Annotated in this window: 21 protein-coding genes; 9 read left to right on the top strand and 12 right to left on the bottom strand. The window is 66.5% G+C overall.

What is annotated here, in order from left to right:
* Positions 1-67: 67 nt before the first annotated feature.
* Both J4O76_RS16660 and J4O76_RS16655 read left to right on the top strand, forming a co-directional pair.
* On the top strand, positions 68-1,414 hold the full coding sequence (locus tag J4O76_RS16660) for a cystathionine gamma-synthase family protein (RefSeq protein ID WP_107954100.1): 1,347 nt from the start codon (positions 68-70) through the stop codon (positions 1,412-1,414).
* A gap of 159 nt (positions 1,415-1,573) precedes the next feature.
* A complete protein-coding gene (locus J4O76_RS16655) occupies positions 1,574-2,092 on the top strand; it encodes a phosphoribosyltransferase (RefSeq protein ID WP_426282988.1) in 519 nt (172 codons plus the stop codon).
* A gap of 342 nt (positions 2,093-2,434) precedes the next feature.
* Here J4O76_RS16655 and J4O76_RS16650 read toward each other — a convergent pair whose 3' ends face one another.
* Positions 2,435-2,830, bottom strand: coding sequence for a glycine zipper 2TM domain-containing protein (locus tag J4O76_RS16650; protein ID WP_056066597.1), 396 nt, complete (start codon positions 2,828-2,830; stop codon positions 2,435-2,437).
* 155 nt (positions 2,831-2,985) lie between these two features.
* On the opposite strand from J4O76_RS16650, the gene J4O76_RS16645 reads away from it, so the two are divergent.
* Positions 2,986-4,011 (top strand): esterase-like activity of phytase family protein, encoded by a 1,026-nt coding sequence (locus J4O76_RS16645; RefSeq protein WP_426282987.1) that lies wholly within the window; start codon positions 2,986-2,988, stop codon positions 4,009-4,011.
* A 70-nt stretch (positions 4,012-4,081) separates the two neighbouring features.
* On the opposite strand, the gene rpmB is transcribed toward J4O76_RS16645, so the two are convergent.
* Positions 4,082-4,381, bottom strand: a complete 300-nt coding sequence (rpmB, locus tag J4O76_RS16640) for a 50S ribosomal protein L28 (RefSeq protein WP_056053386.1) — start codon at positions 4,379-4,381, stop codon at positions 4,082-4,084.
* Between the two features lie 182 nt (positions 4,382-4,563).
* Between rpmB and J4O76_RS16635 the strand changes: the two genes are divergently transcribed.
* The gene (locus J4O76_RS16635) at positions 4,564-4,782 is read left to right on the top strand and encodes a hypothetical protein (RefSeq protein WP_056487387.1); all 219 of its coding nucleotides are present in this window, start codon (positions 4,564-4,566) and stop codon (positions 4,780-4,782) included.
* A 39-nt stretch (positions 4,783-4,821) separates the two neighbouring features.
* Positions 4,822-5,271 carry a nucleoside deaminase gene (locus J4O76_RS16630; RefSeq protein WP_426282986.1) on the top strand — a complete coding sequence of 150 codons (450 nt, stop codon included), beginning with the start codon at positions 4,822-4,824 and terminating at the stop codon, positions 5,269-5,271.
* 152 nt (positions 5,272-5,423) lie between these two features.
* Here the strand turns inward: J4O76_RS16630 and pepN are convergent, their stop codons facing one another.
* Complete coding sequence (gene pepN / locus J4O76_RS16625) at positions 5,424-8,012, bottom strand: aminopeptidase N (protein WP_426282985.1); 2,589 nt, start codon at positions 8,010-8,012, stop codon at positions 5,424-5,426.
* A 106-nt stretch (positions 8,013-8,118) separates the two neighbouring features.
* On the opposite strand from pepN, the gene J4O76_RS16620 reads away from it, so the two are divergent.
* Both J4O76_RS16620 and J4O76_RS16615 read left to right on the top strand, forming a co-directional pair.
* Entirely contained in the window at positions 8,119-9,813 is a 1,695-nt protein-coding gene (locus tag J4O76_RS16620; RefSeq protein WP_426282984.1) for a M28 family metallopeptidase, read from the top strand.
* Positions 9,810-10,646 carry an NAD(P)-dependent oxidoreductase gene (locus J4O76_RS16615; RefSeq protein WP_426282983.1) on the top strand — a complete coding sequence of 279 codons (837 nt, stop codon included), beginning with the start codon at positions 9,810-9,812 and terminating at the stop codon, positions 10,644-10,646. The genes J4O76_RS16620 and J4O76_RS16615 overlap by 4 nt, the downstream gene beginning before the upstream one ends.
* Here the strand turns inward: J4O76_RS16615 and J4O76_RS16610 are convergent.
* From J4O76_RS16610 to J4O76_RS16600, 3 genes are all read right to left on the bottom strand, one after another.
* Positions 10,559-11,482: a DMT family transporter gene (locus J4O76_RS16610; RefSeq protein ID WP_426282982.1), complete on the bottom strand. Its 924-nt coding sequence runs from the start codon at positions 11,480-11,482 to the stop codon at positions 10,559-10,561. The two genes, J4O76_RS16615 and J4O76_RS16610, sit on opposite strands and share 88 nt — an antisense overlap.
* On the bottom strand, positions 11,479-12,480 hold the full coding sequence (locus J4O76_RS16605) for a threonine aldolase family protein (RefSeq protein ID WP_426282980.1): 1,002 nt from the start codon (positions 12,478-12,480) through the stop codon (positions 11,479-11,481). The genes J4O76_RS16610 and J4O76_RS16605 overlap by 4 nt, the downstream gene beginning before the upstream one ends.
* 149 nt (positions 12,481-12,629) lie before the next feature.
* Positions 12,630-14,783, bottom strand: a complete 2,154-nt coding sequence (locus tag J4O76_RS16600) for a transglycosylase domain-containing protein (RefSeq protein ID WP_426282979.1) — start codon at positions 14,781-14,783, stop codon at positions 12,630-12,632.
* A 204-nt stretch (positions 14,784-14,987) separates the two neighbouring features.
* Here J4O76_RS16600 and J4O76_RS16595 point away from each other — a divergent pair, with 204 nt between their 5' ends.
* Positions 14,988-15,611: an NADPH-dependent FMN reductase gene (locus J4O76_RS16595; protein ID WP_107964203.1), complete on the top strand. Its 624-nt coding sequence runs from the start codon at positions 14,988-14,990 to the stop codon at positions 15,609-15,611.
* A gap of 143 nt (positions 15,612-15,754) precedes the next feature.
* Here the strand turns inward: J4O76_RS16595 and J4O76_RS16590 are convergent, their stop codons facing one another.
* Genes J4O76_RS16590 through J4O76_RS16580 form a run of 3 tightly spaced genes read right to left on the bottom strand, consistent with a single transcriptional unit; the run spans position 15,755 to position 21,723 of the window.
* Entirely contained in the window at positions 15,755-17,281 is a 1,527-nt protein-coding gene (locus J4O76_RS16590; RefSeq protein ID WP_426282977.1) for an efflux transporter outer membrane subunit, read from the bottom strand.
* A gap of 5 nt (positions 17,282-17,286) precedes the next feature.
* Positions 17,287-20,496 carry an efflux RND transporter permease subunit gene (locus J4O76_RS16585; protein WP_426282975.1) on the bottom strand — a complete coding sequence of 1,070 codons (3,210 nt, stop codon included), beginning with the start codon at positions 20,494-20,496 and terminating at the stop codon, positions 17,287-17,289.
* Between the two features lie 6 nt (positions 20,497-20,502).
* On the bottom strand, positions 20,503-21,723 hold the full coding sequence (locus J4O76_RS16580) for an efflux RND transporter periplasmic adaptor subunit (RefSeq protein ID WP_426282974.1): 1,221 nt from the start codon (positions 21,721-21,723) through the stop codon (positions 20,503-20,505).
* A 213-nt stretch (positions 21,724-21,936) separates the two neighbouring features.
* Here J4O76_RS16580 and J4O76_RS16575 point away from each other — a divergent pair, with 213 nt between their 5' ends.
* On the top strand, positions 21,937-22,428 hold the full coding sequence (locus J4O76_RS16575; protein ID WP_243650215.1) for a TetR family transcriptional regulator: 492 nt from the start codon (positions 21,937-21,939) through the stop codon (positions 22,426-22,428).
* A 137-nt stretch (positions 22,429-22,565) separates the two neighbouring features.
* On the opposite strand, the gene J4O76_RS16570 is transcribed toward J4O76_RS16575, so the two are convergent.
* The 3 genes from J4O76_RS16570 to J4O76_RS16560 are packed head-to-tail and all read right to left on the bottom strand — an operon-like array spanning position 22,566 to position 25,521.
* Positions 22,566-23,597: a sensor histidine kinase gene (locus J4O76_RS16570; protein ID WP_426282973.1), complete on the bottom strand. Its 1,032-nt coding sequence runs from the start codon at positions 23,595-23,597 to the stop codon at positions 22,566-22,568.
* Positions 23,594-24,034, bottom strand: a complete 441-nt coding sequence (locus J4O76_RS16565) for a response regulator (protein ID WP_056053360.1) — start codon at positions 24,032-24,034, stop codon at positions 23,594-23,596. Before J4O76_RS16565 ends, J4O76_RS16570 begins: the two co-directional genes overlap by 4 nt.
* A complete protein-coding gene (locus tag J4O76_RS16560) occupies positions 24,031-25,521 on the bottom strand; it encodes a sensor histidine kinase (RefSeq protein ID WP_426282972.1) in 1,491 nt (496 codons plus the stop codon). The genes J4O76_RS16565 and J4O76_RS16560 overlap by 4 nt, the downstream gene beginning before the upstream one ends.
* Positions 25,522-25,593 lie beyond the last annotated feature (72 nt).

Raw genomic sequence — 25,593 nt, 5'->3', positions numbered from 1 at the left:
AGCCCTCGCCGGTCGTTTAGGCTCCGCACATCGGCTCGCATAAGACGGGCCACGCAGGAGCATATTGATGTCCGATACCCCCGAAAACGCCGGCGCAGTCCCCGCCGAAACCGAAGCCGACCTGACCGGCGTAGCGGCACGCGTCGCGCCGAAGCCCGAGGTCGAGAAGATCGGCGGGCGCAAGCTGAAGCCGTCGACCTTGATGATGGGGCACGGTTACGATCCCGCGCTGTCGGAAGGCTCGCTGAAGCCGCCGATCTTCCTCACCTCGACCTTCGTGTTCCCCAATGCGGCGGCGGGCAAGCGCCACTTCGAAGGCGTCACCGGCAAGCGTCCGGGCGGGGCCGAGGGCCTCGTCTATTCGCGCTTCAACGGGCCGAACCAGGAGATTCTCGAGGATCGCTTGGGCGTCTGGGAAGAGGCGGAGGACGCGCTCGCTTTCTCGTCGGGCATGTCGGCGATCGCGACGCTGTTCCTCGCGATGGTCAAGCCGGGCGACACGATCGTCCATTCGGGGCCTTTGTACGCGGCGACGGAGACGCTGATCGGACGCGTACTCGGAAAGTTCGGGGTCAAGTGGCTCGACTTCCCGGCGGGCGCGACTCGTGAAGAGATCGATGCGGTGATGACCGAGGCGGCGACCGGCAACGTCGCGCTGATCTATCTGGAAAGCCCGGCGAACCCGACCAATGCGCTGGTCGACGTCGAGGCGGTCGCGGCCAGCCGGGACGCGATCTTCAAGGGCGAGAAGCCGCCGATCGCTATCGACAACACCTTCCTCGGGCCGCTGTGGTTCCAGCCGCTCAAGCATGGCGCGGACATCGTCGTGTATTCGCTGACCAAGTATGTCGGCGGGCATTCGGATCTCGTCGCGGGCGGCGTGCTCGGCACGAAGGAGCATATCAATACGATCCGGACGATGCGGAACACGATTGGGACGATCACCGATCCGAATACCGCGTGGATGCTGTTGCGATCGCTGGAGACTCTCGAGCTGCGGATGAGCCGTGCGGGCGAGAATGCGGCGAAGGTCTGCGCTTTTCTCCGTCACCATCCGAAGGTGGAGCGGGTCGCATATCTGGGTTTCCTCGAGGACGAGCCGGGCATGGAGCGTCAGGCGGACATCTATCGTCGCCATTGCACCGGCGGCGGTTCGACCTTCTCGCTGTACCTGAAGGGCGGCGAGCGCGAGAGCTTTGCGTTCCTCGATGCGCTGAAGATTGCCAAGCTGGCGGTGTCGTTGGGTGGGACCGAGACGCTGGCTAGCCATCCTGCGGGCATGACGCATCTGTCGGTGCCCGATGCGCGCAAGCAGGCGCTGGGGATAACGGACAACCTTGTCCGGATATCTATCGGGGTGGAGGATCCGGACGATCTGATTGCCGATTTCGAGCAGGCGCTGGATACGATCTGACCGTGATACGGTAGCTCCCGTTCCTTGTTCTCCCGCGAAGGCGGGAGCCCAGACTGGGTCCCCGCCTTCGCGGGGAAACAAGGAGTGGGCGTTACACCTCTGGCGCGAGGTGGGCGGGTTTTGAGTGAAGTCTTTGCCACGACCCGCTAGCATTCGCTGATGCCGATCTTTACCCCTATCCCGCAGCACGAGTTCGTCGCGGCCGTACACATCCTCGCCGCCAAGCTGGTCGAGGATACCGACTGGAAACCCGATTACATCATCGGCATCGGCCGTGGCGGGCTCGTGCCGGCGGTATTCCTCAGCCACGCGATCGGGCTGCCGACACTGTCGGTCGATTATTCGAGCCAGGTGAAGGACTTTGCCGACGAACCGCTGGTGAAGCTTGCCGCGCGAACGCGGGATGGCGAGCGGTTACTGTTCCTCGACGACATTAACGATTCGGGGCGGACGATCACGCATCTGCGGCGTGCGCTGGCGGCGGCGGGTGCTGTCGAGGGCGCGGTGCGGTTTGCAATGTTGATCGATAACGTCAGTTCGGCCGAGCGGATCGACTATTGCGCGCGGACGATCGACCGGACGGTGACGAAGGACTGGTTCGTGTTTCCGTGGGAATCGGTGGCGCCTGATGCTGCGATTGCCGAGGATGCGGCGGAAGTGCCTGAGCGGATCGCGTGATCCATTCACAACCGTCATCCTGACGAAAGTCAGGACCCAGGGTAACTGACCACCGTCGGTCGTGGCTCTGGATCCTGACTTTCGTCAGGATGACGGGGGTGGCGTATGGGGCCTTTCGGTGCGTGCCGTTGCCGGATTGGGGACGAACAAAGGGCCGGCTCCCGTACGGGAAGCCGGCCCTCGCCCTCGATACGCTACGCGAGGGAACTGGGAAACTGGTTGGGTGGCTCGAACGGGCGGGACGTCGGCAAAGCCGTCGTCGGTCGGGTCAGGCGATGCCTGCCCGCCGTCCGTGCCGGCGGTTGCTCGCTTTCGCTCGCAACAGCTCGGGCGTTGCCGGGCTTACCGCCGGCAATACCCGGGGTTATCCGACTTATCGATCGCGTTGCCGGCCAGGCCGCCACCGGCTGCGCCGAGGACCGCGCCGAGTGTCCGGTCACCACGACCGGCGATGGTGTGACCGAGCAGACCGCCCGCGAGGGCGCCGATGATCGTGCCGCCGGTGTTGTCGCAGCCGCGACGGCTGCGTGCGTTGTAGCGGCGGTCGTTGCCGCGATACTCGCGGTAGTCGCCGCGATAGCCACGGTCGTAGCCATTGTCGCGGTAGCCGCCACCCTGATAGCCATCGTAGCCACGCTCGTAGCGCGAGCCCCAGCGCTGCGCATCGGCGGCGGCGGGAACGAGGGCGGTCGCACCCAATGCGAGGGCACTGGCGGCGAGAGTAAAAGTCTTGAACATCGTGCGTCTCCCGTTGGGGATTTCGGCGGCGGCGGGGGCCGTGCTTCCATCCTCGATGAGACGCTTATGGGTGATTCGCATTGAGCCGAGCCTGAATGCCTCCGTTATCCGCTGTTCATGCTTCCGCGGATCGTCGGACACCCTATGAGGACGCGATGCGGCGCCTGATCACCATCCTGTTCGTCGCCGTGAGCGTCTGCGCGATCGTGCCGACTTGGTCGGGCGAAGCGCGGCTCGACCTGCTCGGCAAGCGCGCGCAGCTGACCGCGACGCGCGTGATGCTCGATCGCACCAACCCGCGGCATGTGCGCGTTGGCGGGCTCACCTATCTGGGCGGGGTGGCACTCGACAGTCGCGATCCGGCGTTCGGGGGATTCTCGTCGCTCGACGTCGCCCCAGCCCGGACCGGCAATCGGTTCACGCTACTGAGCGACGGCGGCAATATCGTCCAGTTCGACATGGGCCCCGACTGGCTCCCGCACCGGGTCGCGTTCGAGAACCTGCCCGCGGGGCCCGGCATCGGCTGGGAGAAACGCGACCGCGACAGCGAATCGATGGCGATCGATCCGTTCACGGGAAAGATCTGGGTCGGCTTCGAAGATGACAATTCGATCTGGCGCTATGCCGCGGGGTTCGCGCGGTACGAGGCGCGGGTGATGCCGGAGTCGATGCGGAAATGGCCGTCGAATGGCGGACCCGAATCGATGGCGCGGCTGCCCGATGGGCGATTCGTCGTGATCAGCGAGGAGGCGCATGTGCGTCGGCCGGACTGGTCTGGGTCGGACGAGGAACGGTTGCACACGCGGCAGGCGCTGATCTTCGCGGGCGATCCGACCGGAGCAGGGGGGCCGGAGCGATTCGCGTACGAACCGTTCGGGCGATACGACCCGTCTGACGTCACCGCGCTGCCGAACGGCGACCTGCTGGTGCTTGATCGTGGTTTCCGACTACCGTTCACGTTTTCAGCGCGGATATCGCTGGTTGCCGCGCGCGACGTCGCGGCGGGGCGAATCGCACGCGGCCGGCTGATCGCGACGATCGATGCGCCACTGATCCACGACAATTTCGAGGGGATCGACACGACGGTCGAGAACGGCGCGACGATCGTGTGGATCGTGTCGGACGACAACCAGATGTTTCTCCAGCGGACGCTGCTGCTGAAGTTCCGGCTGGATCGCTAAGCCACAAACGCCGACGGCCCGCCCTGCGAGGTGCAGGGCGGGCCGCGGTGATCGCAATACGACGTCGCTGTTAGGCGGCGACGGCCGATGCTGCGATCTTCTTGACGACTTCGCGCTTCAGGCGACGAACGCGGAGCGACAGCTTGTCGTCCGAGACCTTCACCAGCCAGTTGTCGAGGCCACCATTATGCTCGACGGTACGCAGGCCGTGCGTCGAGACGCGCAGCTTGACGCCCTTCTCGAGCGAATCGGAAAGCAGCGTGACGTTCTGCAGGTTCGGGAGGAACGTGCGCTTGGTCTTGTTGTTGGCGTGGGAGACGTTGTTCCCGACCATCCGGCCCTTGCCGGTCAGTTCGCAGATGCGCGACATGTGATTACCTATTCAAGTGTCGGGAGGAACCCCGGAAAGGCGCGCGGATAGCTGGCACGCCGGCTTTCGTCAACCGATTCACGCGAAACGTGGCTACGGTCGTCCGCAATGAGCATTGTGCAACCCACGGCGATCGACGACGTTGTTACGCTATCGAACTGTTCAATAAAAGGGGATGTCCCATGCGTACGCTCTTGTCTCTCGTCGCGATCGTCGTGCTGGTCGTGGTCGGCCTGATGTATTTCGGGATCATCAACATCGACCAGACCCGCCAGGGCGTCGTTCAGGCGCCGAAGTTCCAGGCCGACGTCGCCAAGGTCACGCTCGGCACCGAGAACAAGACGGTCGCCGTCCCGACGATCAACGTCGAGAAGCCGGGCAACAGCCAGGCACCGAACTGATCTTTACGCGAGGCAGGCGGCGGGGCAGGGCCTGAGGCCATGTTCCCCGTTCCCGAACCCATGCGCCGCGCGCTCGACGCGGCGCGCGATGCGGCGCTGGCTGGGGAAGTCCCGGTCGGCGCCGTTGTCGTTAAGGACGGCGTTATTATCGCGACGGGGGCGAATGCGCCGCGGGCGTTGTGCGATCCGACTGCGCATGCGGAGATCCAGGCGATTCGCGCTGCTGCTCTGGTTTTGGGAAGCGATCGGCTCGAGGGATGCGATCTCTGGGTGACACTTGAGCCGTGTGCGATGTGTGCCGGGGCGATCGCGCATTCACGGATCGCGCGGCTCTATTATGGCGCGGCGGATGTGAAGGGTGGGGCGGTCGAGCATGGACCGCGGTTCTTCGGGCAGCCGACGTGTCATCATCGGCCTGAGGTTTATGCCGGGATTGCGGAGACCGAGGCGGCGGGGATTTTGCGGGAGTTCTTTGCGAGTCGCCGGTAGGGGCAGCGCATTTCCGTCATCCTCCCCCGCAAGGGGGAGGTGGCGCCGAAGGCGACGGAGGGGGAGGACGCGGCAACAGCGGTAATCACTTTCCTCCCCCTCCGTCTGGCAAGTGCCAGCCACCTCCCCCTGGCGGGGGAGGATCAATCGGTTCAGCCTTCCAGACTCTTGGACGCCTGCTCGAACAGATCCTTCGACAGACCCGGTGTCCGTACGATCCGCTCCAGTTCCGCACGCATCAATCCGGCGCGCACCGTATCGAATCGGCGCCAGCGGCCCAGCGGCGGGAGGAGTTTCGCCGCGGTCTGCGGGTTCAGGCGGTCAAGCGCGATCAACTGGTCCGCGAGGAACCGGTATCCACTCCCGTCGGCGGTATTGAACGCCCGCTGGTTCGCGCCGAACGCGCCGATCAGCGATCGGGCGCGGTTGGGGTTGGTCAGCGTGAAGTCGGCATGCTCGGCCAGCCCCGCCACGATCGCACCGGTATCGCCGCGCGACGACTGCGCCTGCGCCTGGAACCACTTGTCGAGCACCAGCGGGTTGTCGCAATATTGGCTGTAGAAGATGTCGAGCGCGGTGGTGCGGATCTCGGACGCGCTGCTGACCAGCGTCGTCAGCGCGCCCATCCGGTCGGTCATGTTGTCCGCCGAATCGAACTGCGCGAACGCGAGGTCCGCCGCATCCGCCGCGCCGCTCGCTGCTATATAGCCGAGTGCGACGGACCGCAGGCGACGCAGGCCCTTGCCCTCGGGTGTATAAGCATAGGGCTGACCTTCACCACGCGCGTACGCTTGCCGCCACTGCGTCTCCAGACGTGTGCCGAGATCGCGGCGCAGTGCCTCGCGCGCACGGAAGATCGCGTCGGGATCGACGACGGCCATCTGGTCGCCGATGAAGCTCTCCGACGGCAGCAACACCGCCTCCGCGACGAAGGCCAGATCGAGATCGGTGTTGGCGAGCGTGTTGGCGACCGCCGCGATCACGGCCTCGTGATCCGCATGCCCACCTGCCGACGCGACCAGCGTGTCGAGCATCAGTTGCTGCATCGCCTCGTAGCGCGCGAACGGATCGTCGTCGTGCGCGCTGAGGAAGGCGAGATCGGCGGCGGTGCGGTCGCTCTCGACCACCACCGGCGCGGAGAAGCCGCGGTTGATCGACAGCACCGGGCGTTCGGCCAGGCCTTCGAATTCGATCGTGTCGAGCGTGTCGTCGAACAGGACGAGGCGTTCGTCGGTCAGCGCTGCACCGGACTCGGCACCGAACAGCTTCACCCGCAGCGGCAGCACCATCGGCGACTTCGCCGGTTGGCCGGGCGTTGCGGGCACCTGCTGCGCGAGCCGCAGCGTCGCGCGGTCTCCGTCATGTGAGAGGCTGGCCGAGACGCGCGGCGTGCCCGCCTGCGAATACCAGAGGCGGAACTGGGTGAGGTCGACCTTGCCGCCCTCCTCCATCGAGGTGACAAAATCCTCACAGGTCGCGGCCGTGCCGTCGTACCGGTCGAAATACAGGTCGGTGCCCGCACGGAAGCCCTGCGGTCCGAGGATCGCGGCCATCATCCGGATCAGCTCGGCGCCCTTGTTGTAGATCGTGGCCGTGTAGAAGTTCGAGATCTCCTGGTAGGATTCAGGCCGCACGGGATGCGCGAGCGGGCCCGAATCCTCGGGGAATTGCGAGGCGCGCAGGCCGCGGACGTCCTCGATCCGCTTGACCGCGCACGAACCCTGGTCGGCGGAGAAGCCCTGGTCGCGATAGACCGTGAAGCCTTCCTTCAACGACAGCTGGAACCAGTCGCGGCAGGTGATCCGGTTGCCCGACCAATTGTGGAAATATTCGTGCGCGACGACCGCGGCGATCGCGTCGTAGTCGTAATCGGTCGCGGTATCCGGGTCGGCCAGAATGTAGCGCGAGTTGAAGATGTTGAGGCCCTTGTTCTCCATAGCGCCGAAGTTGAAATCGTCGACCGCGACGATGTTGAACACGTCCAGGTCGTATTCGCGGCCATAGGTCGTCTCGTCCCACGCCATCGCCAGTTCGAGCGCCTTCAGCGCGTGGTCGGTCTTGGGCAGGTCGGCCTCGCGTACCCAGATGCCGAGCGATACCTCGCGGCCCGACATCGTCGTGAAGCTGCTGCGGTTCACCGCGAGATCGCCGGCGACCAGCGCGAACAGGTAGGAGGGTTTTGGGAAAGGGTCATGCCAGGTCGCCCAGTGGCGGCCATCGTCGAGATCGCCCTGCGCGACCGGGTCGCCGTTCGCGAGCAGCACCGGGAAGTGCTTCTTGTCGGCGGTCATCTTGACCGAATAAACGCTGAGCACGTCGGGGCGGTCGGGGAAATAGGTGATGCGGCGGAAGCCTTCAGCCTCGCACTGGGTGCAGAGATTGCTGCCCGAGGCATAGAGCCCCATCAACTGCGTGTTGCGATCGGGGGCGATCTCGACCTGAGTCTCGACGACATGCGCGGCGCCGGTGAGCGGGATGACGAGCTGTTCGCCGTCGATCCGCCAGTCGTTGATCGCGACGCCATCGACCGTGACCGAGAGCGGCTTCTGGCCCGCGCCGTCGAGCCGGAGCGGTGCGCTGTGATCGCCGTTGCGCGTGACCGACAAGGTAGCGGTGACACGCGTGGTTGACGGATCGAGGTCGAAATCCAGTTTCGTCTCGGGGACCAGCCACTCGGGCGGGGTATAGTCCTCGCGGCGAATGACGAGCGGGTGGGCGAGACTGTTCTGGATATCGAGCATATGTTTGCGAATATAGGGCCGCGCCCGCCTATCGCCAGCCAAAGCTTGCGCGGGTGACGGTGGATGCTACGCCGCTGCAACACGTTCCCTTTGCAAGGATTTCCGGATGTATCGTCCTATCGGCGCGCTCGCGGTGCTCGCGCTTTCTACCTCTGCCCTTGCACAGACTGCGCCGGTTGCGGCTCCGGTGACCGCCCCGAATACTGCCGAGTTGAACGCCAAGCTCGCCGCGCCGCTGCCGGCGGACCAGGCGGCGATGAAGGCGCACGTGCTGTTTCTCGCGTCGGATGCGATGAAGGGGCGCGAGGCTGGCAGCCCCGAGTTCGATATCGCCGCGCAATATGTCGCCGCGCAGTTTTATGCGGCGGGTCTGCGGCCGGGTGGCGACCAAGGCGGCTATCTCCAGACCGTGCCGCTCGTGTCGTACAAAGCGGCGAGCAAGGGCGATTTCGTCTGGGCGGGTCGCGGGCCTGCGCAGCCGCTCGTGTTCGGTGAGGATTACGTCCCCGCGGCGAACGGCGCGAAGGCGGAGACCAGCGTTTCGGCGCCCGTCGTGTTCGTCGGCTACGGGATCGACGCGCCGCAATATGGCCAGGACGATTACAAGGGCGTCGACGTCCGCGGCAAGATCGTCGCCTATTTCGGCGGCTCGCCCGCGCGGTTCGGCGGCGAGGAGCGCGCGTTCTTCGGCTCGGGCGGTACCAAGGCGGCGATCGCGCAGGCCAAGGGCGCGGTCGGGGTGATCACGCTGGAAAGCCCGCGCTCGGCCAAGGTGCGGACCTTCGGCAAGCTGGCGGACTCCTATGCGACGCCGCGGATGACGTGGGCTAATCCCGACGGCACCGGCAAGGTCGATGCGCCCGGCGCGCCGTCGCTCGGGACGGTCAGCATGGCCGGTGCGGCCAAGCTGTTCGCGGGTGCGAAGACACCGTGGAGCCGGATCGTGAAGCAGGCGGACCGCGACAATGCCAAGTTCAAGGCGGTGCCGCTGGTCGGTACGCTGACGGTCGCGACCAAGACGAGCTTCGTGCCCGCCGCGAGCAGCAACGTCGTCGGCATGATCCCCGGCAGCGATCCGGTGGTCGGCAAGGAGGTCGTCGTGCTGTCGGCGCATCTCGATCACATTGGCATCACGAAACCCGTGAAGGGCGACGCGCTCAACAACGGCGCGCTCGACAACGCGATCGGCATCGCCAGCCTGATCGAGGAGGCCAAGCGCTTCACGGCCAGCGGGCAGGCGCCGAAGCGCACCATCATGTTCCTGGCGGTCACCGGAGAGGAGAAGGGACTGGTCGGCAGTGATTACTTCACCAACCATCCGACGGTGCCGCTGACCTCGATCGTCGCGGACGTGAACCTGGACATGCCGATCCTGACCTACAAGTTCGAGGACATGGTGGTGTTCGGCGCCGAGCGCTCGACGATCGGCCCGATCGTCCAGAAGGCGGTGGCGGCGATCGGCGTCGGCCTGTCGCCCGATCCGATGCCGGAGGAGGGCATCTTCGTGCGCTCGGATCATTTCCGCTTCGTCCAGAAGGGGATCCCGTCGGTGTTCCTGTGGCCGGGTCAGAAGGGCCCGGGCAAGGCGGCGGTCGCGTATTTCATGGCGAACAATTATCATAAGCCGTCGGACGATTTGACGCAGCCGATCCTGTGGGATCAGGGCGTGCGGTTCGTCGATGCGAACTACCGGATCGCGCGCGAGATCGCGGATGGCGCGCAGCGGCCTGTGTGGAATGCGGGCGACTATTTCGGGACGCTCTACAAGGGGCCGATGGCTGGCGCAGCGGTGGCGCCATGAGCCGGCTGCTGGTCTTCGGTCTGGGGTACACCGCGTCGCGGCTTGCCGAGCGGCTGGCGGCGGATGGCTGGCATGTCGTCGGCACGACGCGGGACGGGCGCGATGGTACGCTCCGGTTCGACGATGTGGATGCGGTGACGGCGGAGATCGCGGCGGCGACGCATATCCTGTCGTCGGTGCCGCCAGAGCATGAGGCGGACCCCGTGCTCGGGCGCTACGGTTCGCTGTTGCTGCGGACTCGGGCCTGGATCGGTTATCTGTCGTCGACGGGCGTGTACGGCGATGCGCAGGGTGCGTGGGTGGACGAGACGGCGCCGATCGGTGGCGGTAGGCGGAGCGCGCGGGCGGCGGCGGATGCGGACTGGCTTGCTATCGGTGCGCGGACGTTCCGGTTGCCGGGAATCTATGGTCCGGGCCGCTCGCCGCTCGACCGGGTGCGGCAGGGCAAGGCGCACCGGATCGAGCAACCCGGCCAGGTGTTCAGCCGCGCGCATGTCGACGATATCGTCTCGGGGGTGATCGCCGGGTTCGATGCGCCGGCGGGGGCGTATAATCTCGCGGACGACGTGCCCGCGTCGCAGAACGACGTGGTGGCGTTCGCGGCGATGCTGCTCGGGATGCCCGCGCCGCCGTTCGTGACGCTCGAGGAACTCTCGGCGATGGGGCGCGGATTTTATAACGAGAACCGGCGGGTGGCGAACGGTAAGGCCAAGCGCGTGCTTGGCTGGACGCCCGCCTGGCCCGACTACCGTGCCGGTCTGCGTGCGCTGAGTGCGATGACCAAGCCGATGCCGGACAGCACCGCGCCGGCGACCGCCAGCGTCGACCAGTGATAGCGCTCGAAGATCGTCGATAGCAGCATCGCGATCACCGGCACGATAACGCCCGAATAGGCCGCCTTGGCCGGGCCGATCGCGCGGATGACGTTGAAATAGAGCGGGAAGGCGAGCGCCGACGCGAACACGCCGAGATAGAGGATGCCCGCGACATAGCCGAAGCGCGGCTCGAACACGGGTGGTCCGGTGGTGATCCAGGCGAACGCCGCGTCGAGGCTCGCGCCGATCAGCATCGCCATCGCGAGCGTCGGGGCCATCGGATAGCGTTTGGCGAACGCGCTGCCCTGGATGACGTTGGCGACCGACGCCGCCATCACGCCGCACAAGGTCAGGACGATGCCGATCGTCGCCGAGCGCGGCCCGTGCGGATCGACCCGCGCCTCGTTGACGAACAGCAACGCGACCCCCGCCATCGCTACCGCGCAGCCGACCATGAGCTGTCGTCCGAGGCGCTGCTTGAGGAAGATGCGGCCGAAGATCGCGTTGGGGACGAGCAGCAGCGCAAACACGACCGCGACGAGCCCGGAGGTGACGTAATGCTCTGCGCGGTAGACGAAGTTGAAGTTGAACGTGAACAGCGCGATGCCGATCACGGCTGCGAACGCGTAGCCGCGCGCGTCGAATTTGAAGCTCTCGCGCTTGATGCCTGCGTAGATCGCCATCGCGATGCCGGCGACGAGGAAGCGGTAGCTGATCGACCAGCTCGGCGGCACCACCGCGATCTGGTCACGGATGACGAGCCAGGTCGAGCCCCAGATCAGTGTGACAATGCCGAACGGGATCAGCACTGCCGCACGGGTCGACTGTGGTGGGTCGGTTGGGCCGGGGGTCATAACTCCCGGATCGCGTCGGCGAGCAGGTCGACAGCGTCCGCCGGGCTGTCCCAGGCGGTGACGAGGCGGATTTCGCCCGCGGCCCAGTCGTAGAAGTCGAAGCCTTTTGCGCGGAGGGCTGCGGCTTCTTCTGGCGTGGCGCGGAGGAAGACTTCGTTCGCCTCGACCGGGTGGACAAGGCGGTTGCTGGCCGCGGCGGCGAGCTTGGCGGCGGCGGCGTTGGCAGCCTTGGCGTTGGCGAGCCAGAGGTCTTCGTCGAGCATGGCGAGGATCTGTGCGGCTAGGTAGCGGCCCTTCGACAGGAGCAGGCCTGCGCGCTTGCGGCGGTATTGCGTGACGGCGGCGAGCTCGGGCTTGAAGAAGACCAGCGCTTCCGCGCTCATCGCGCCGTTCTTGACGAAGCCGAAGCTCAGCGCGTCGACACCGGCGCGCCAAGTCATGTCGGCGGGGGAGCAGCCGACACGTGCCATCGCGTTGGCGAACCGCGCGCCGTCCATGTGGAAGCCGAGCCCGCGCTCCTTGGCCAGCGCGCCGATCGCGGCGACTTCGTGCGGCTGGTAGACGCGGCCATATTCGGTGGCGTTGGTGATCGAGATCGCGTGCGGCTGGACGCGGTGGACGTCGTCTGGGATCGCGTCGAGGACAGTGCGGATGGTGTCAGGGGTCAGCTTTGCGCCGTCGCCGTCGGCGAGGAACAGTTTGGCGCCGTGCGTGTAGAATTCGGGCGCGCCGCCTTCGTCGTTCTGGATGTGTGCGTCGCGGTGGCAGACGATGCCGCCGTGCGGGGGGCAGAGGGCGGCGAGCGCGAGGCAGTTGGCTGCGGTGCCGGTGGGGACCCAGAGGACCGCGACGTCTGTCTCGAACAGCGCGGACAAGCGGCCGTCGAGCTGCTGGCTCCACGCGTCGCCGGCATAGGCGGTGTCGAGCGTGTCGGCGGCGGCGATCGCGGCCATGACCTGCGGGTGGATCCTGGCGGCGTTGTCGGAGAAGAAGCGCATGGGTGAGACATGCTGCGATGCGGTGGTGGCGTCAACGGGGGTGTCGCCGCTGGGACGTTGGCGACCGCTTTCTTGTTCTCCCGCAAAGGCGGGAGCCCAGTCTGGGTCCCCGCCTTCGCGGGGAAACAAGCTGCTCTGCGGGTGGAGTCCTACTGCCCCTCGTCGGGCCCTTGTTCTTCTTCAGGCGGCCGGCGATCGTCGCGTGGGGGCGGGCCTTCCTGGCGGTCGCGGCGGGAGGGGCCGACCGAGATGGTGCCGTCTTCGCCCATCTTCAGGTTGAAGCCCATTCCTTCGATCTCCCCGCCTAGCGGCAGAATGGAATTGTCCTGATCGTCCGCCGGCAGCGCGTCCGGATCGACTTCCTCGACCGCCGGAGGAGGCGCCGCGATCGGTGCGATCCCCAGCGCGCTCTGCATGAAGTCGCGCCAGATCCGTGCGGGAATGCCGCCGCCCGACAGGCCGGGGTTCGACGAATTGTCGTCGTTGCCGACCCACACGCCGACCACCAGATCGCGCGCGAAGCCGACGAACAGTGCGTCCTTGTTGTCCGACGTCGTACCGGTCTTGCCGAACGCGTCGACCGTCAGGTTCGCACCGCGTCCGGTGCCGGTGCGGATCGAGGCCGCCAGCAGGTCGAGCATCTCGTCGTGGATCTTCGACGGCATCTCGGTCGCACCGCCGGTCAGCGACTGATACCAGCCCTTCTCGCGGACGTCGGCGAGGCCGCGCGGCTGGACCGGATATTGCTCGCGCGCGATCGCGGCATAGGCGGCGGTCAGTTCGAGCAGCGATACGGTCGAGGTGCCGAGGCCGATCGTCGCCTCACTCGGGATCGGCGTCGAGATGCCGAGGTCGCGTGCCGCCTTGATTACCGCCTTGACGCCGACCTGTTGCGTGAGCCGTGCGGCGGCGACGTTGGACGAGCGCGCGAAGGCCTGGCGCAGCGTGATCGTCCCCTGATAGCGGCCGTCGCTGTTCTTCGGGGTCCAGTCGCCGATCGTCACCGGGCGGTCCTCGATTGTCGAATCGGGGGTGAGGCCCTGGCGCATCGCGGCGAGGTAGACGAACAGCTTGAAGGTCGAGCCGGGCTGGCGGCGCGCCTGGGTTGCGCGGTTGAACGGGCTCTTCGCGTAGTTCTTGCCGCCGATCATCGCGACGACGCGACCATCGGGGCGCATCGCCACCAGCGCGACCTGCGCCTGACGTAGACCCGCGCGCGCTACGGTGCGTTCTGCCGCGCGTTGCAGGCGCGGGTCGAGTGTTGTCTGGACGGTCGCCTCGGTCTTGATTTCGCCGGCTTGGTCGCGCGCTTCGGGGAGGATCCAGTCGGCGAAATAGGTGCCGTTGGGGAGCTGCGACGGGCGGCTGCCGAGCACACGCTGTGGCTGGACCGCGTCGCCCTCCGCCTTGGTGAGGAAGCCGGCATCGACCATCGCGCCGACGACCACGGCTTCTCGCTTGCGCGCGCCTTCTAGGTTGGAGGTGGGGGCGAGGCGGGACGGCGCCTTGACCAAGCCGGCGAGCATTGCCGCCTGGCCGACGTTGAGCTTGTCGGGGGTGCGGCCGAAATAATGCTTGGCGGCCGCGCTGATCCCGTAGGTGTTGTCGCCGAAATAGACGTTCGAGAGATAGCGCGAGAGGATCTCGTTCTTCGACAGCCAAGCCTCGAGCCAGAAGGCGATCATCGCCTCGCGGATTTTCCGCGTCGCGGTGCGGTCCGAATCGAGGAACGCGTTCTTCGCCAGCTGTTGCGTGATCGTCGAGCCGCCCTGGCGGACGCCGCCCGAGCCCATGTTCGCCCAAGCCGCGCGCGCGATCCCGCGCGGATCGACGCCCCAGTGCGAATAGAAGCGCCGGTCCTCGATCGCGAGGAACGCCTGCGTGACGTGCGGCGGGAGCTTCGAGGCGTCGACCGACTTGCCGATGATCGCGCCGCGCCGCGCGATCGGCGTGCCGTCGTCCGCGGTCAGCGTGATCGAGGGCGGCGTCGGCGGCTGGAGCGACTTCGACAGCGGTGCGGTGATCGCCAGCCAGATGATCGCGATCACCAGCAGGACGATGCCGATCCCCGCTCCGCGCAGGATCCACCGACCGATCGGGCGCTTGCGTCGTGGCGCGCTGGGGGTGGCGTAGGCCGCGCCGAAGTCGCGATCATACGGGGCGGGATCTTCGCCGTCCCGCTCGGCTTCGTATTTCTGGCGCAGGCGCTCCCGCTCGGTGATCAGCCGCTCGCGCTCATAGGCGTAGGGCTCGCGGTCGCCGCTTGGGCTGGAACGGTTGGTGTCGAAGGGATCGGGGCGCATCGGTCGTTCCAGCGGGTCGGCCAAGCGGCGGACATCAGGTGTATTATCGTTCTATGACAGCTCGGGCAAGTCTGTGCTTACGCCGTCCGTTCCTGCGCATGCTTAACGTGTACAGGGGCTTAGCGACAGCGGCACGACGTCTGTGTGACGCGAACCGACCGAAGCGCTGTTGTCATCGCGCGACGAAACGGGAAAGAGCATCGCATGACGTTCGAACAGGATAAAACCGTGGCCGCTTCCGACACTCTTCCCGCCGTTCTGCCGCTGGTCGTCGGCATAGGCGGCACGATCGGCGGCGTCTCGTCGACCGAGCGTGCGCTCCGCATCGCGCTCGATGCGGTCGAGAAGCAGGGCTATCGCACGCAGATGTTCGGCGGGGCCGACATGGCGCGGCTGCCGCTGTACGATCCGAAAGCGACGACGCGGACGCCCGACGAGCAGGCGTTCGTCGCGGCGGTGCGCGAGGCGTCGGCGGTAATCATCGCAAGCCCCGGCTATCACGGGAGCATTTCCGGCGTGGTGAAGAACGCGCTCGACCTGCTGGAGGAAACCGCGCGCGATCCGGAGCGGCCTTACCTGGCGGACATGCCGGTCGGGCTGATCGCGACGGCGTATGGTTGGCAGGCGACGGGGAGCACGATCGCCGCGTTGCGGTCGATCGTCCATGCGTTGCGTGGGTGGCCGACGCCGTTTGCCGCCGCGATCAATACGCAGGTGACGAAGTTCGACGACGAGGGCGGGGCGAGCGATCCTGCGGTGCTGGAGCAGCTGCGGCTGGTCGGGCGGCAGGTTGCGCGGTTCGCGCCGTTGTCCGAGCCGGCGAACTAGAACCTTCTCGCCCCTCCCTGAAAGGGAGGGGTTCGGGGTGGGTCGGTTTCGATCTGTCCAGACGTCGCGACACAAGTGGGACTACCCACCCCCAGCCCCTCCCTTCCAGGGAGGGGGGCAGTTCATGTCGTTGGAAGCGGGCGTTACTTCAGACCACCACCTAACGAGCGGTAGAGTTCGACCGCGTTGCTGTCGCGGACGAGGCGCGTGGCGAGCAGGCTCTGTTGCGCGGTGTAGAGCGCGCGCTGCGAATCGAGCGTGTTGAGGAACGGGTCGATACCGGCGCGGAAGCGGAGCTGCGATAGGTTGTACGCGCCCGCCGCGTTGTCGCGCAGCGACGTCTGAGCCTCCAACTGGCTGTTGATCGTGCCACGACGCGCCAACGCGTCGGCAACCTCGCGGAAGCCGGTCTGGATGCTCCGCTCATACGTTGCCAGCATCGCGTCGCGCGTTGCCTTGGCGTATTGCAGGTTGCCCTTGTTGCGGCCGAAATCGAAGATCGGCTGCGTGATCGACGGGGCGACCGACCATTGCTGGCTGCCGCTGCCGAACAGGTTCGACAGGCCGAGGCTGAGCGTGCCGAATGCTGCCGTGAGCGAGATGTTCGGGAAGAACGCCGCGCGCGCCGCGCCGATGTTCGCGTTGGCGGCGATCAGATTATGCTCGGCGGCGGCGACGTCCGGGCGGCGGAGCAGTACCTCCGACGACAGGTTGGCGGGCAGATTCTCCAGCGTCGGCGTCTTGTCCGGCATCCGCGCGGGGAGCAGGTCCTGCGTCACGGTCGTCCCGGCGAGCAGGTTGAGCGCGTTCTGGTCCTGCGCGATCAGCGTGGTCGCGTCGGCAATGTCAGATCGTGCCTGGTCATAGGTGGTGCGCGCCTGACGCACTTCGAGTTCGGACGCGATGCCGATCCGGAAGCGATCCTGCGTGAGCTTCAGCGTCTGGCCGAACGCGCGCTCGGTATCCTGCGCGATCTTCAGCCGGTCCTGGTCGGCGGCCATCGTCAGCCACGCGGTCGCGGTCTCCGAAATGAGCGACACCTGGGCGGCGTTGCGGTTTTCCTCCGCTGCGAAATACGCTTCCTGCTGCGCCTGCGTCAGGTTGCGGATGCGGCCGAAGAGATCGATTTCCCAAGCCGAGATACCGACATTGGCCGAATAGATGTCGGCGCGCCCGCTGCCCGTGACGGCCGTGCCCGCGCCGCCGGTACCACCACCGGTGCCGCCACCCGTTCCGGTGCCGCCGCCGACGCCACCCGTGCCGCCGCCCGTGCTGCCGCCGACACCGCCGCCGACCGCGCCGAACGGCGACTTCTGGTAGGTCGCGCTGCCGGTTGCGCCGATCGTCGGGAACAGGTCCGCGCGCTGGACGCGGTATTGCGCGCGCGCCTGCGCGACGTTGGCGACCGCGATGCGGACGTCGCGGTTATTGTCGAGCGCGAGGCGGATCACGCCGCGCAGGCGGTCGTCCGTGAAGAACGCCTCCCATGCGGTGTCCGCGGGCACGATCGCGTTAGCGGCGTTGCCCGCCGAATAGGCGGGTCCAGTCGGCCCGCTCGGCGCGACGGGAAGTTCCGGGCGGACGTATTTGGGGGCGAGGTTGCACCCGGCGAGCGTGAGCCCGGCGGCGAACGTGAGCGCGGTGCGGCTGGAGATCTTGGTCGAGAACATCTGGATCAGGCCTCCTGCGGCCGCTGGTCGTGGGGCGGATGGCCGCCGTCACGGTTGTCGTCACGGTTGCCGTCGTTGTCCGGCACCTGGTCGCGGTCTTGCCCCGAGCCGGCCTTGTCCTGCTTGAAGACGCGCTTCACGAGCAGGAAGAACAGCGGCACGAAGAAGATTGCGAGGACGGTCGCGGACAGCATGCCGCCGACCACCGCCCAGCCGATCGCGTTCTGGCCACCGGCGCCGGCGCCGGTCGACAACGCGAGCGGCAACACGCCGAAGATGAACGCGAACGACGTCATCAGGATCGGGCGAAGGCGAAGCTTGGCCGCCTCGACCGCGGCGTCGGCCGCGTTCATCCCGTCGCCCATCTTCTCCTCGGCGAACTCCACGATCAGGATCGCGTTCTTCGCCGCCACGCCGATGGTCGTGATCAGCCCGACCTGGAGGTAGATGTCGTTGTTGAGCCCGAAGATCATCGCCGCACCGACCGCGCCGAGGACGCCGAGCGGCACCACCAGCAGGACGGCGATCGGGATCGACCAGCTCTCGTACAACGCCGCGAGGCAGAGGAACACGATCAGCAGCGACAGCGCATAGACCGTGGTCGACTGGCCGCCAGACAAGTTTTCCTCGTAGCTGAGGCCGGTCCATTCATAGCCGATGCCGGGGGGCAGCTTGGCCGCCATCTCCTCCATCGCCTTGATCGCGGTGCCGCTGCTGACGCCCGGCGCCGGCGAACCCATGATCTCGAACGAGGCTACGCCGTTGTACCGTTCGAGGCGGGACGGGCCGTAGTTCCAGCTCGTCGTCGAGAAGGACGAGAACGGCGCCATCGCGTTGCTGGTCGTGCCGCGGACGTAGAAGTTGCCGAGATCGGCCGGCGAGGTGCGGAACGGTGCGTCGGCCTGCACGAACACCTTCTTCACGCGACCGCGGTCGATGAAGTCGTTGATGTACGCGCCACCGAACGCGGTGCTGACGGTGGTGTTGATGTCTTGCTGGCTGAGGCCGAGTGCCCCGGCCTGCGCCTGGTCGACGTTCAGTTTCAGCTGAGGCGCATCCTCCAGGCCGTTCGGACGGACCTGCATCAGGCGCTTGTCCTGGCTGGCCATGCCGAGCAGCATGTTGCGCGCCTCGAGCAGCTTCTCGTGACCGACGCCGGCATTGTCCTTCAGCATGAAGTCGAAGCCGTTGGCGTTGCCGAGTTCCTGCACGGCAGGCGGCACGAAGCCGATCACCATGCCGGCACGGATCCCCGCGAGCGCCTGGTTGGCGCGCGCGGCAACCGCGGCGACGCCGTTTTCCGCGCCGCTACGGTCTTCCCACGGCTTCAACTGAATGAAGGCGATGCCGACATTCTGGCCCTGGCCGACGAAGCCGAAGCCGCTGATCGTGAAGATACCCGCGGTGTTGGCCTTCTCGTCGATCATGAAGTGATCGCGGACCTTGTCCATCGTCCGGGCGGTCTCCTCCATCGGCGTACCCGATGGCATCGAGACCTGCGCGAACATCACGCCCTGGTCTTCCTCGGGAAGGAAGCCCGACGGCAGGCGCACGAAGATGAAGGCCATCGCGACGACGATCACGGCATAGACCAGCATCGTGCGGACCCAGCCCTTCTCGACGCGGCGCAGACCGTTGCCGTATTTGCCGACACCCTTGTCGAAGGTGCGGTTGAACCAGCCGAAGAAGCCCTTCTTCTCGCTATGACCGTCCTTGGCGGGCTTCAGGATGGTCGCGCAGAGTGCAGGCGTCAGGATCAAAGCGACCAGCACCGACAGCGCCATCGACGACACGATGGTGATCGAGAACTGGCGGAAGATCACGCCGGTCGAGCCGCTGAAGAACGCCATCGGCAGGAACACCGCCGACAGGACGAGGCCGATGCCGACCAGCGCGCCGCTGATCTCGTCCATCGACTTCTTGGCGGCTTCCTTCGGGGAGAGCCCTTCTTCCTGGATCAGGCGCTCGACGTTCTCGACGACGACGATCGCGTCATCGACGAGCAGGCCGATCGCCAGCACCATGCCGAACAAGGTCAGCGTGTTGATCGTGAACCCCGCGACCTGGAGCACGGCGAGCGAGCCGAGCAGCACGACCGGGACCGCGATCGTCGGGATCAGCGTGGCGCGGAAATTCTGGAGGAACAGGAACATCACGAGGAAGACGAGGACGATCGCCTCGATCAGCGTGTGGATGACCTGCTCGACCGACAGCCGGACGAACGTCGAGTTGTCGATCGGGAACGCGACCTTGACGTCGGGTGGGAACTGCTTGGCGATCCGGTTCACCTCGGCCTTGACGAGCTTGACGGTATCGAGCGCGTTCGCACCCGGTGCCAGCTTCACACCGAAGCCTGCCGCCTGCTTGCCGTTATAGCGTGCCTGGAAGCTGTAGTTCTCCGAGCCCATCTCGACGCGCGCGACGTCCGACAGGCGCACGGTCGCGCCGCTGGTCGCCGAGCGGACGATTATTGCGCGGAACTGTTCCGGCGTCTGGAGGCGCGACTGTGCGGTCACGGTGGCGTTGAGCGACTGGCCCTTCACCGCCGGCAGACTGCCGACTTGCCCCGCCGAGACCTGTGCGTTCTGCGCGGTCAGGGCGGAGGTGATGTCGGTAACGGTGACGCCGAGGTTCGACATCTTGAAGGGGTCGACCCAGATCCGCATCGAATATTGCGCGCCGAACACCTGCGTGTCGCCGACGCCCTTGATGCGGCTGAGCGGATCCTGGAGCTTCGAGGCGATCATGTCGCCGAGATCGACCTGGTCGTGATCGCCGTTTTCCGAATAGGCGGCGATGATGAGCAGGAAGTTGGCGGTCGCCTTGGTCACGCGGAGACCGGCCTGCTGCACTTCCTGCGGCAGGAGCGGCGTCGCCTGTTGCAGCTTGTTCTGCACCTGGACCTGCGCGATGTCGGGATCGGTGCCCTGCTCGAAGGTGAGCGTGATCGCAAGGTTGCCTGAGCCGTCCGAGGTCGAGGCGAAGTAGCGAAGGTTGTCGATGCCCTTCATCTGCTGCTCGATGATCTGCGTCGTCGTGTTCTCGAGCGTCTGTGCGTCGGCGCCGGGATAGGACGTCGCGACCGTCACCTTGGGGGCGGCGATCTCAGGGAACTGCGCGATCGGCAGCGACCGGATCGCGAGGATGCCGGCCAGCATCAGGATGATGGCGATGACCCATGCGAAGATGGGTCGATCGATGAAATAGCGTGACATGGGCGGTTACTTCCCGGCCTGCGCGGAACTGTTGCTGGTCGCACCGGACGCGTCGCCGCCTCCGGGTGCCGCGCCGGGCGCACCGCCAGCCGGCTTGGCGACCTGCTGCGGGGCGGCCGGCTTGACGGTTGCGCCGGGACGCAGGTTGAGCAGGCCCTCGACGATCAGCTTGTCGCCGGGCTTCAGGCCGCTGGTGACGATCCACTTGTCGCCGATCACGCGGTCGGTAGTGACATTACGCTGCTCGACCTTGTTCTGCGCGTTGACGACCAGAGCGGTTGCACCGCCGCGCGGATCGCGCGTGATGCCCGCGGTCGGTGCCATGATCGCCTGCGCGCGCGTGCCCTCGACCAGCTTCGCACGGACGTACATGCCCGGCAGCAACAGGCCGTTGGGGTTCGGGAAGCTCGCGCGCAGCGTCACCGCACCGGTGGTCTGGTCGACCGTGACTTCGGAGAATTGCAGGCGACCCTCGATCGGATAGGTGCTGCCGTTCGGGAGGATCAGCTGGACGCGCGCGCTGCCGTCGCCGCGGGTCACGCCGCCGCTCGCCATCGCCTGCTTCAGATCGAGCAGCTGCGCCGCCGACTGGACGACGTCGACATAGACGGTGTTGGTGCGCTGGATCGTCGCGAGCGGATCGGTCTGGCCGGTCTGGACCAGCGCGCCGACGGTCACGAGCGACCGACCGATGCGGCCCGAAATCGGTGCCTTGATGCGCGTGAAGCCCAGATTGACGCGCGCCGACTGGACCGCTGCCTGCTGCGCTGCAACATTGGCGCGAGCCTGTTGTGCGGATGCGTTTGCGTTGTCCGCTTCCTGCTTGCTCACTGCGTTCAGCTGCACGAGCTGGCCGTAGCGTTGCGCCTGGAGGCGGGTCGCGTTGATCTGCGACTGGGCCGCGCCAAGCTGGCCTTGCGCGCTGGCGAGCGCCGCGCGGTAGGGGGCGTCCTCGATCGCGTAGAGGACCTGGCCCTTGCTGACCATCGCACCCTCGGTGAACAGGCGATCGCGGACCACGCCGCTGACCTGCGGACGGACTTCGGAGGTTTCTACCGCGGCGATACGGCCGGGAAGCTCGGAGGTGAGCACGACCGCTTCCTCGCCGACGGTGACGACACCGACGGTCGGTGTGGGCGGAGGCGGCGGAGCCTGCTCCTTGCCGCAAGCCGACAGCAGGGCGAGCGCGAAGAGCGCCACCGATCCCTTGAGGTTCAATTGCTGCATGTTAAGCATCCCGACGTCCGTGCAGATTAGGTTCACCGGAATGAACGTTCATTCCGCTTGCTTGCCCGCTAGGATTGTGCGAGCGGCCGGTCAACCTAAAAACGCGTCGGGAACATGGTTTTGAGTGCAGTGCAGCATGAAATGGGAAGTCGGGAGCGTATTGTCTCGTCGGCCCGTCATCTGTTTGCGACACAAGGGTTTCATCAAACCCCGATGTCCGAACTGGCCGTGGCGGCGGGTGTGTCCGTCGGCCAGATCTATCGCCTGTTCACCGGCAAGAACGCTGTGATCCAAGCGATCGTAATGGAGGATGCGGCGGCCAAGATGGGCGAGCTGCAGACGATGAACGACTCGGTCAAATCGGAACGATTCTCGATCGAGGAAGGGTTCGTCGAACTGGCGCGGCGTGCCTTGTCCAAGGGTGACGAGGCACTGTCGTTCGAGATCATGGCGGAGGCGCATCGCAACGCGGACGTCGCCGACACGATCGCCGACCTGTGCCGCGATTTCCGCCGGATGATCCGCGAACTCGCCTGCGTCGCCAATCCGGATTTGCAGGAGAACGAACTGGAGGGCGCGGAGGAGCTGATCCTCGCGTTCATGTTCGGGCTTGGCCACCGTACGCTGTCGCGGCCGCGGTTGTCGGAGGATGAGACGGCGCGATTGACGGGACGGATGATCCTGGCGGCGGTCCGCGCGCTCTGAAATAATCCTCCCCCGCCAGGGGGAGGTGGCTGGCACTTGACAGACGGAGGGGGAGGTAAGGGAAAACCCTTGTTGCGTGTGCCTCCCCCTCCGCCGCCTACGGCGCCACCTCCCCCTGGCGGGGGAGGATTAGAAGGCTAGCGTACCGCGGCGCGGAGGGTGGCGCGGACGCCCGTGTGGGTCGGGTCGTATTCGACGATCGACTGCAGGCTCTGCGCCATTGCGCGGATCAGCTTCGTGCCGAGACCGGTGCCGCGCGGGACGGCGTCTTCGGGAATGCCGCAGCCATCGTCCTCGACCGCGAGCAGGAAGACGTCGTCGTCGACCCGGCGGAGCGCGACGCGGACTTCGCCGCCGCCGGTGGGGTAGGCGTATTTGCACGCGTTGGTGACGAGTTCGGTGACGATGACGCCAAGCGACACCGCGCGGTCGGTGGGCAGGCGGATCGGTTCGGCGGCGAGGGTCAAGGCGCGGGGGAGCGCTTCGGTCGACCAGGTCTCGGCGAGTTCGTCGACCAGTGCGCCGAGATATTCCTGCATGTCGACGCTCTCGACGTCGTTGCTGGTGTAGAGCCGGCGGTGGACCTGCGCGATCGCCTGGATGCGGCGCTGCGTATCTTCCAGTGCCTCACGCGCGGACGGGTCGGTCAGCGCGGTCGCCTGGAGGCGGACCATCGCTGAGACAAGTTGCAGCGAGTTGGCGACGCGGTGGTTGACCTCGCCAAGCAGCGCCTCGAGCCGCGCGTTGCTGGCGCGGAGATCGGCCTCGGCGGACGCCTTTTCCTGTTCGAGCATGGAACGCGCGCGCACCTGTTCGAACGAGGCGGCGAGCAGGTCGAAGAAGTCGTCGCCGACCGTCTTCACGACGTAATCGGCAGCGCCGGCCTTCAGCGCGGCGACCGCGATGCGGCCTTCCTCTGAGCCGGTGACGTACACGACTGGGGGCGGATCGGGTAGGCGGCGGAGTGCTTCGAGGGTTTCGAGGCCGTCCATGCCGGGCATGTAATGGTCGACCGCGATCAGGTCGAAGCGTTCTGCGGCGGCCTTAACGACGCCCTCGGCCCCCGTCTCGGCAACGGTCATCCGGTAGCCGCGGCGCTCCAGGGCACGCGCCGCCAGCCGCCGGATGCCGGCGTCGTCGTCGATGTAGAGGACGCGCGTTTCGCTCACTCGGCTTCGGGGACCTGGATCACCGACAGGAACAGCCCGAGCTGGCGGATCGCCTGGGCGAAACTCTCATAGTTGACCGGCTTGGTGATGTAGACGTTGCAGCCGAGATCGTAGCAGCGCTCGATCTCGACTTTGTCGTCGGTGGTGGTGAGCACGACGACCGGCGTGCGCTTGAGCGGGCTGCCCTCCGCCTTGATCCGCGCGAGGATGTCCGTCCCGCTCATGTCGGGCAGGTTGAGATCGAGCAGGATCATCGCCGGGCCGCTCTTGGCGGGGCCATCGGCGGCATTGAACAGGAAGTCGAGTGCGGTGGTGCCGTCGGTGAAGTGGCGGATATCGTTCAGGATTCCGGCGCGGCGGATGTTCTTCTCGATGAGGCGGGCATGGCCCTCGTCATCTTCGATCATCACGATACCGACGGTCTTGTGATCGTTCATGCTGCGTCCTGGATGGTCATGTGGGTCGGCAGGTTAAGCCGGAAGGTCGCGCCGTCGCCGAGCGTCGATTGTACGTCGATCGTGCCGCCCAGACGATAGGCGAGCGCGCGGACATGCGCGAGTCCGATGCCTTCGCCCGGCTGGTCCTGCGCGCCCGAGCGGCGGAACAGGTCGAACACGCGCTGGTGATCGCGCGGATCGATGCCGCGGCCATTGTCGACCACCGACAGGATCACGCGCCCGCGTTCGGTATGGCCCTTGACCGTGATTTCGCCGGGGCGGCCCGGTTTCAGGTATTTGGTGGCGTTCTCGATCAGGTTCGACAGGATCTGCTCGAGCGCGAGGCGATCGGTGACGATCGTGGGCATCGGCCGCTCGACGCGGACCACGGCGCCGCGATCGTCGACGATGTGCTGCATCGCGCCGACGATTGTGTCGACCAGTTGCGCGGGGTCGATATGCTCGGGCGCGATCGTCCGGCGGCCTTCGCGCGCGAGCTTAAGGATGGCGTTGATGAGCCGGTCCATCTTCTGCGTCGACGTGCGGATGAAACCGATCGCCTCGGGCAGGTCCTCACGCGCCGCCAGTCGCGCGTCTTCGGTGAGGATGTGCGGTGCCTCGGCTTCGGTGCGATCGACCAGCTCGGCGAGCGGCACCGCGGCGGCGGCGAGTTCGGCGGTGAAGCCCATCACGTTCACCAGCGGCGAGCGCAGATCGTGGCTGACGATATAGGCGAAGCGCTGGATTTCCTCGTTCGCGCGGCTGAGGTCGGCGGTGCGTTCGGCGACCTGCTCCTCGAGCGTTTCGTTGAGGGTGCGCAGGCTGTCGCGCGAGGCGGCGAGGTCGGCGGTGTAGCGGCGGATCAGCAGGACCGCGAGGATCGCGACGATCAGCAGCAGCGCTGCTGCGAGCCCGGCGACCGAGAGGAACAGCGCGCTGGTGCGTTCCTGTCGTTCGGTGCGGATCGCGAGCAGGCGGACTTCGTCGGCGGCCATCGCCTGGGTGCGGTAGCGGATGCCACGCATCAAGGGGACGCTGGCATCGACCGCGAACCGACGCTGCGCCTCGGCGATTCGACCCGTGGCTACCAAGGTCATCGATTGTGTCCGGAGCGCGCGCAACTGGACGAAGCGCGGCTCGATCAGGTCGAGGCGGGCACCCTGCCGCGGATTGTCGCGGGTCAGATGGCGCAGCTTGCGGATCGACGGGACGAGGTTGCCCGCAGTCCGCGCATAGGCGGTGGCGAACAGCGGTTTGCCGGCCAGGATATAGCCGCGCCGCGCCGTCTCGGATTGCTCCATCTGGATCTGGAGCGTGGCGATTGCCTGGCGGACGTCCTGCGTGTGGAGGATCTCGGCGGTGTAGGTGCGGTTGCGGACGGTGATCCAGCCGATTGCGATCGCGGCGGCGGCCAGCGCGATGAAGCCGAGCGTCATGAACGCGACCAGCCAACGTGCGACTCGCCCTTCCGAAGAGGGCAGTTTCAAGCGTACGCGAACCATAGGACGGGCGGTGTAGGCTGGCGGATGTCGTTACGCCAGCGATACTGCCGGGTCCGC

Origin of the sequence: Sphingomonas sp. NFX23, assembly GCF_049887795.1 — a bacterium.
In the GTDB taxonomy this organism is placed as follows: domain Bacteria; phylum Pseudomonadota; class Alphaproteobacteria; order Sphingomonadales; family Sphingomonadaceae; genus Sphingomonas.
This window is presented reverse-complemented; position numbering and strand designations above follow the sequence as displayed.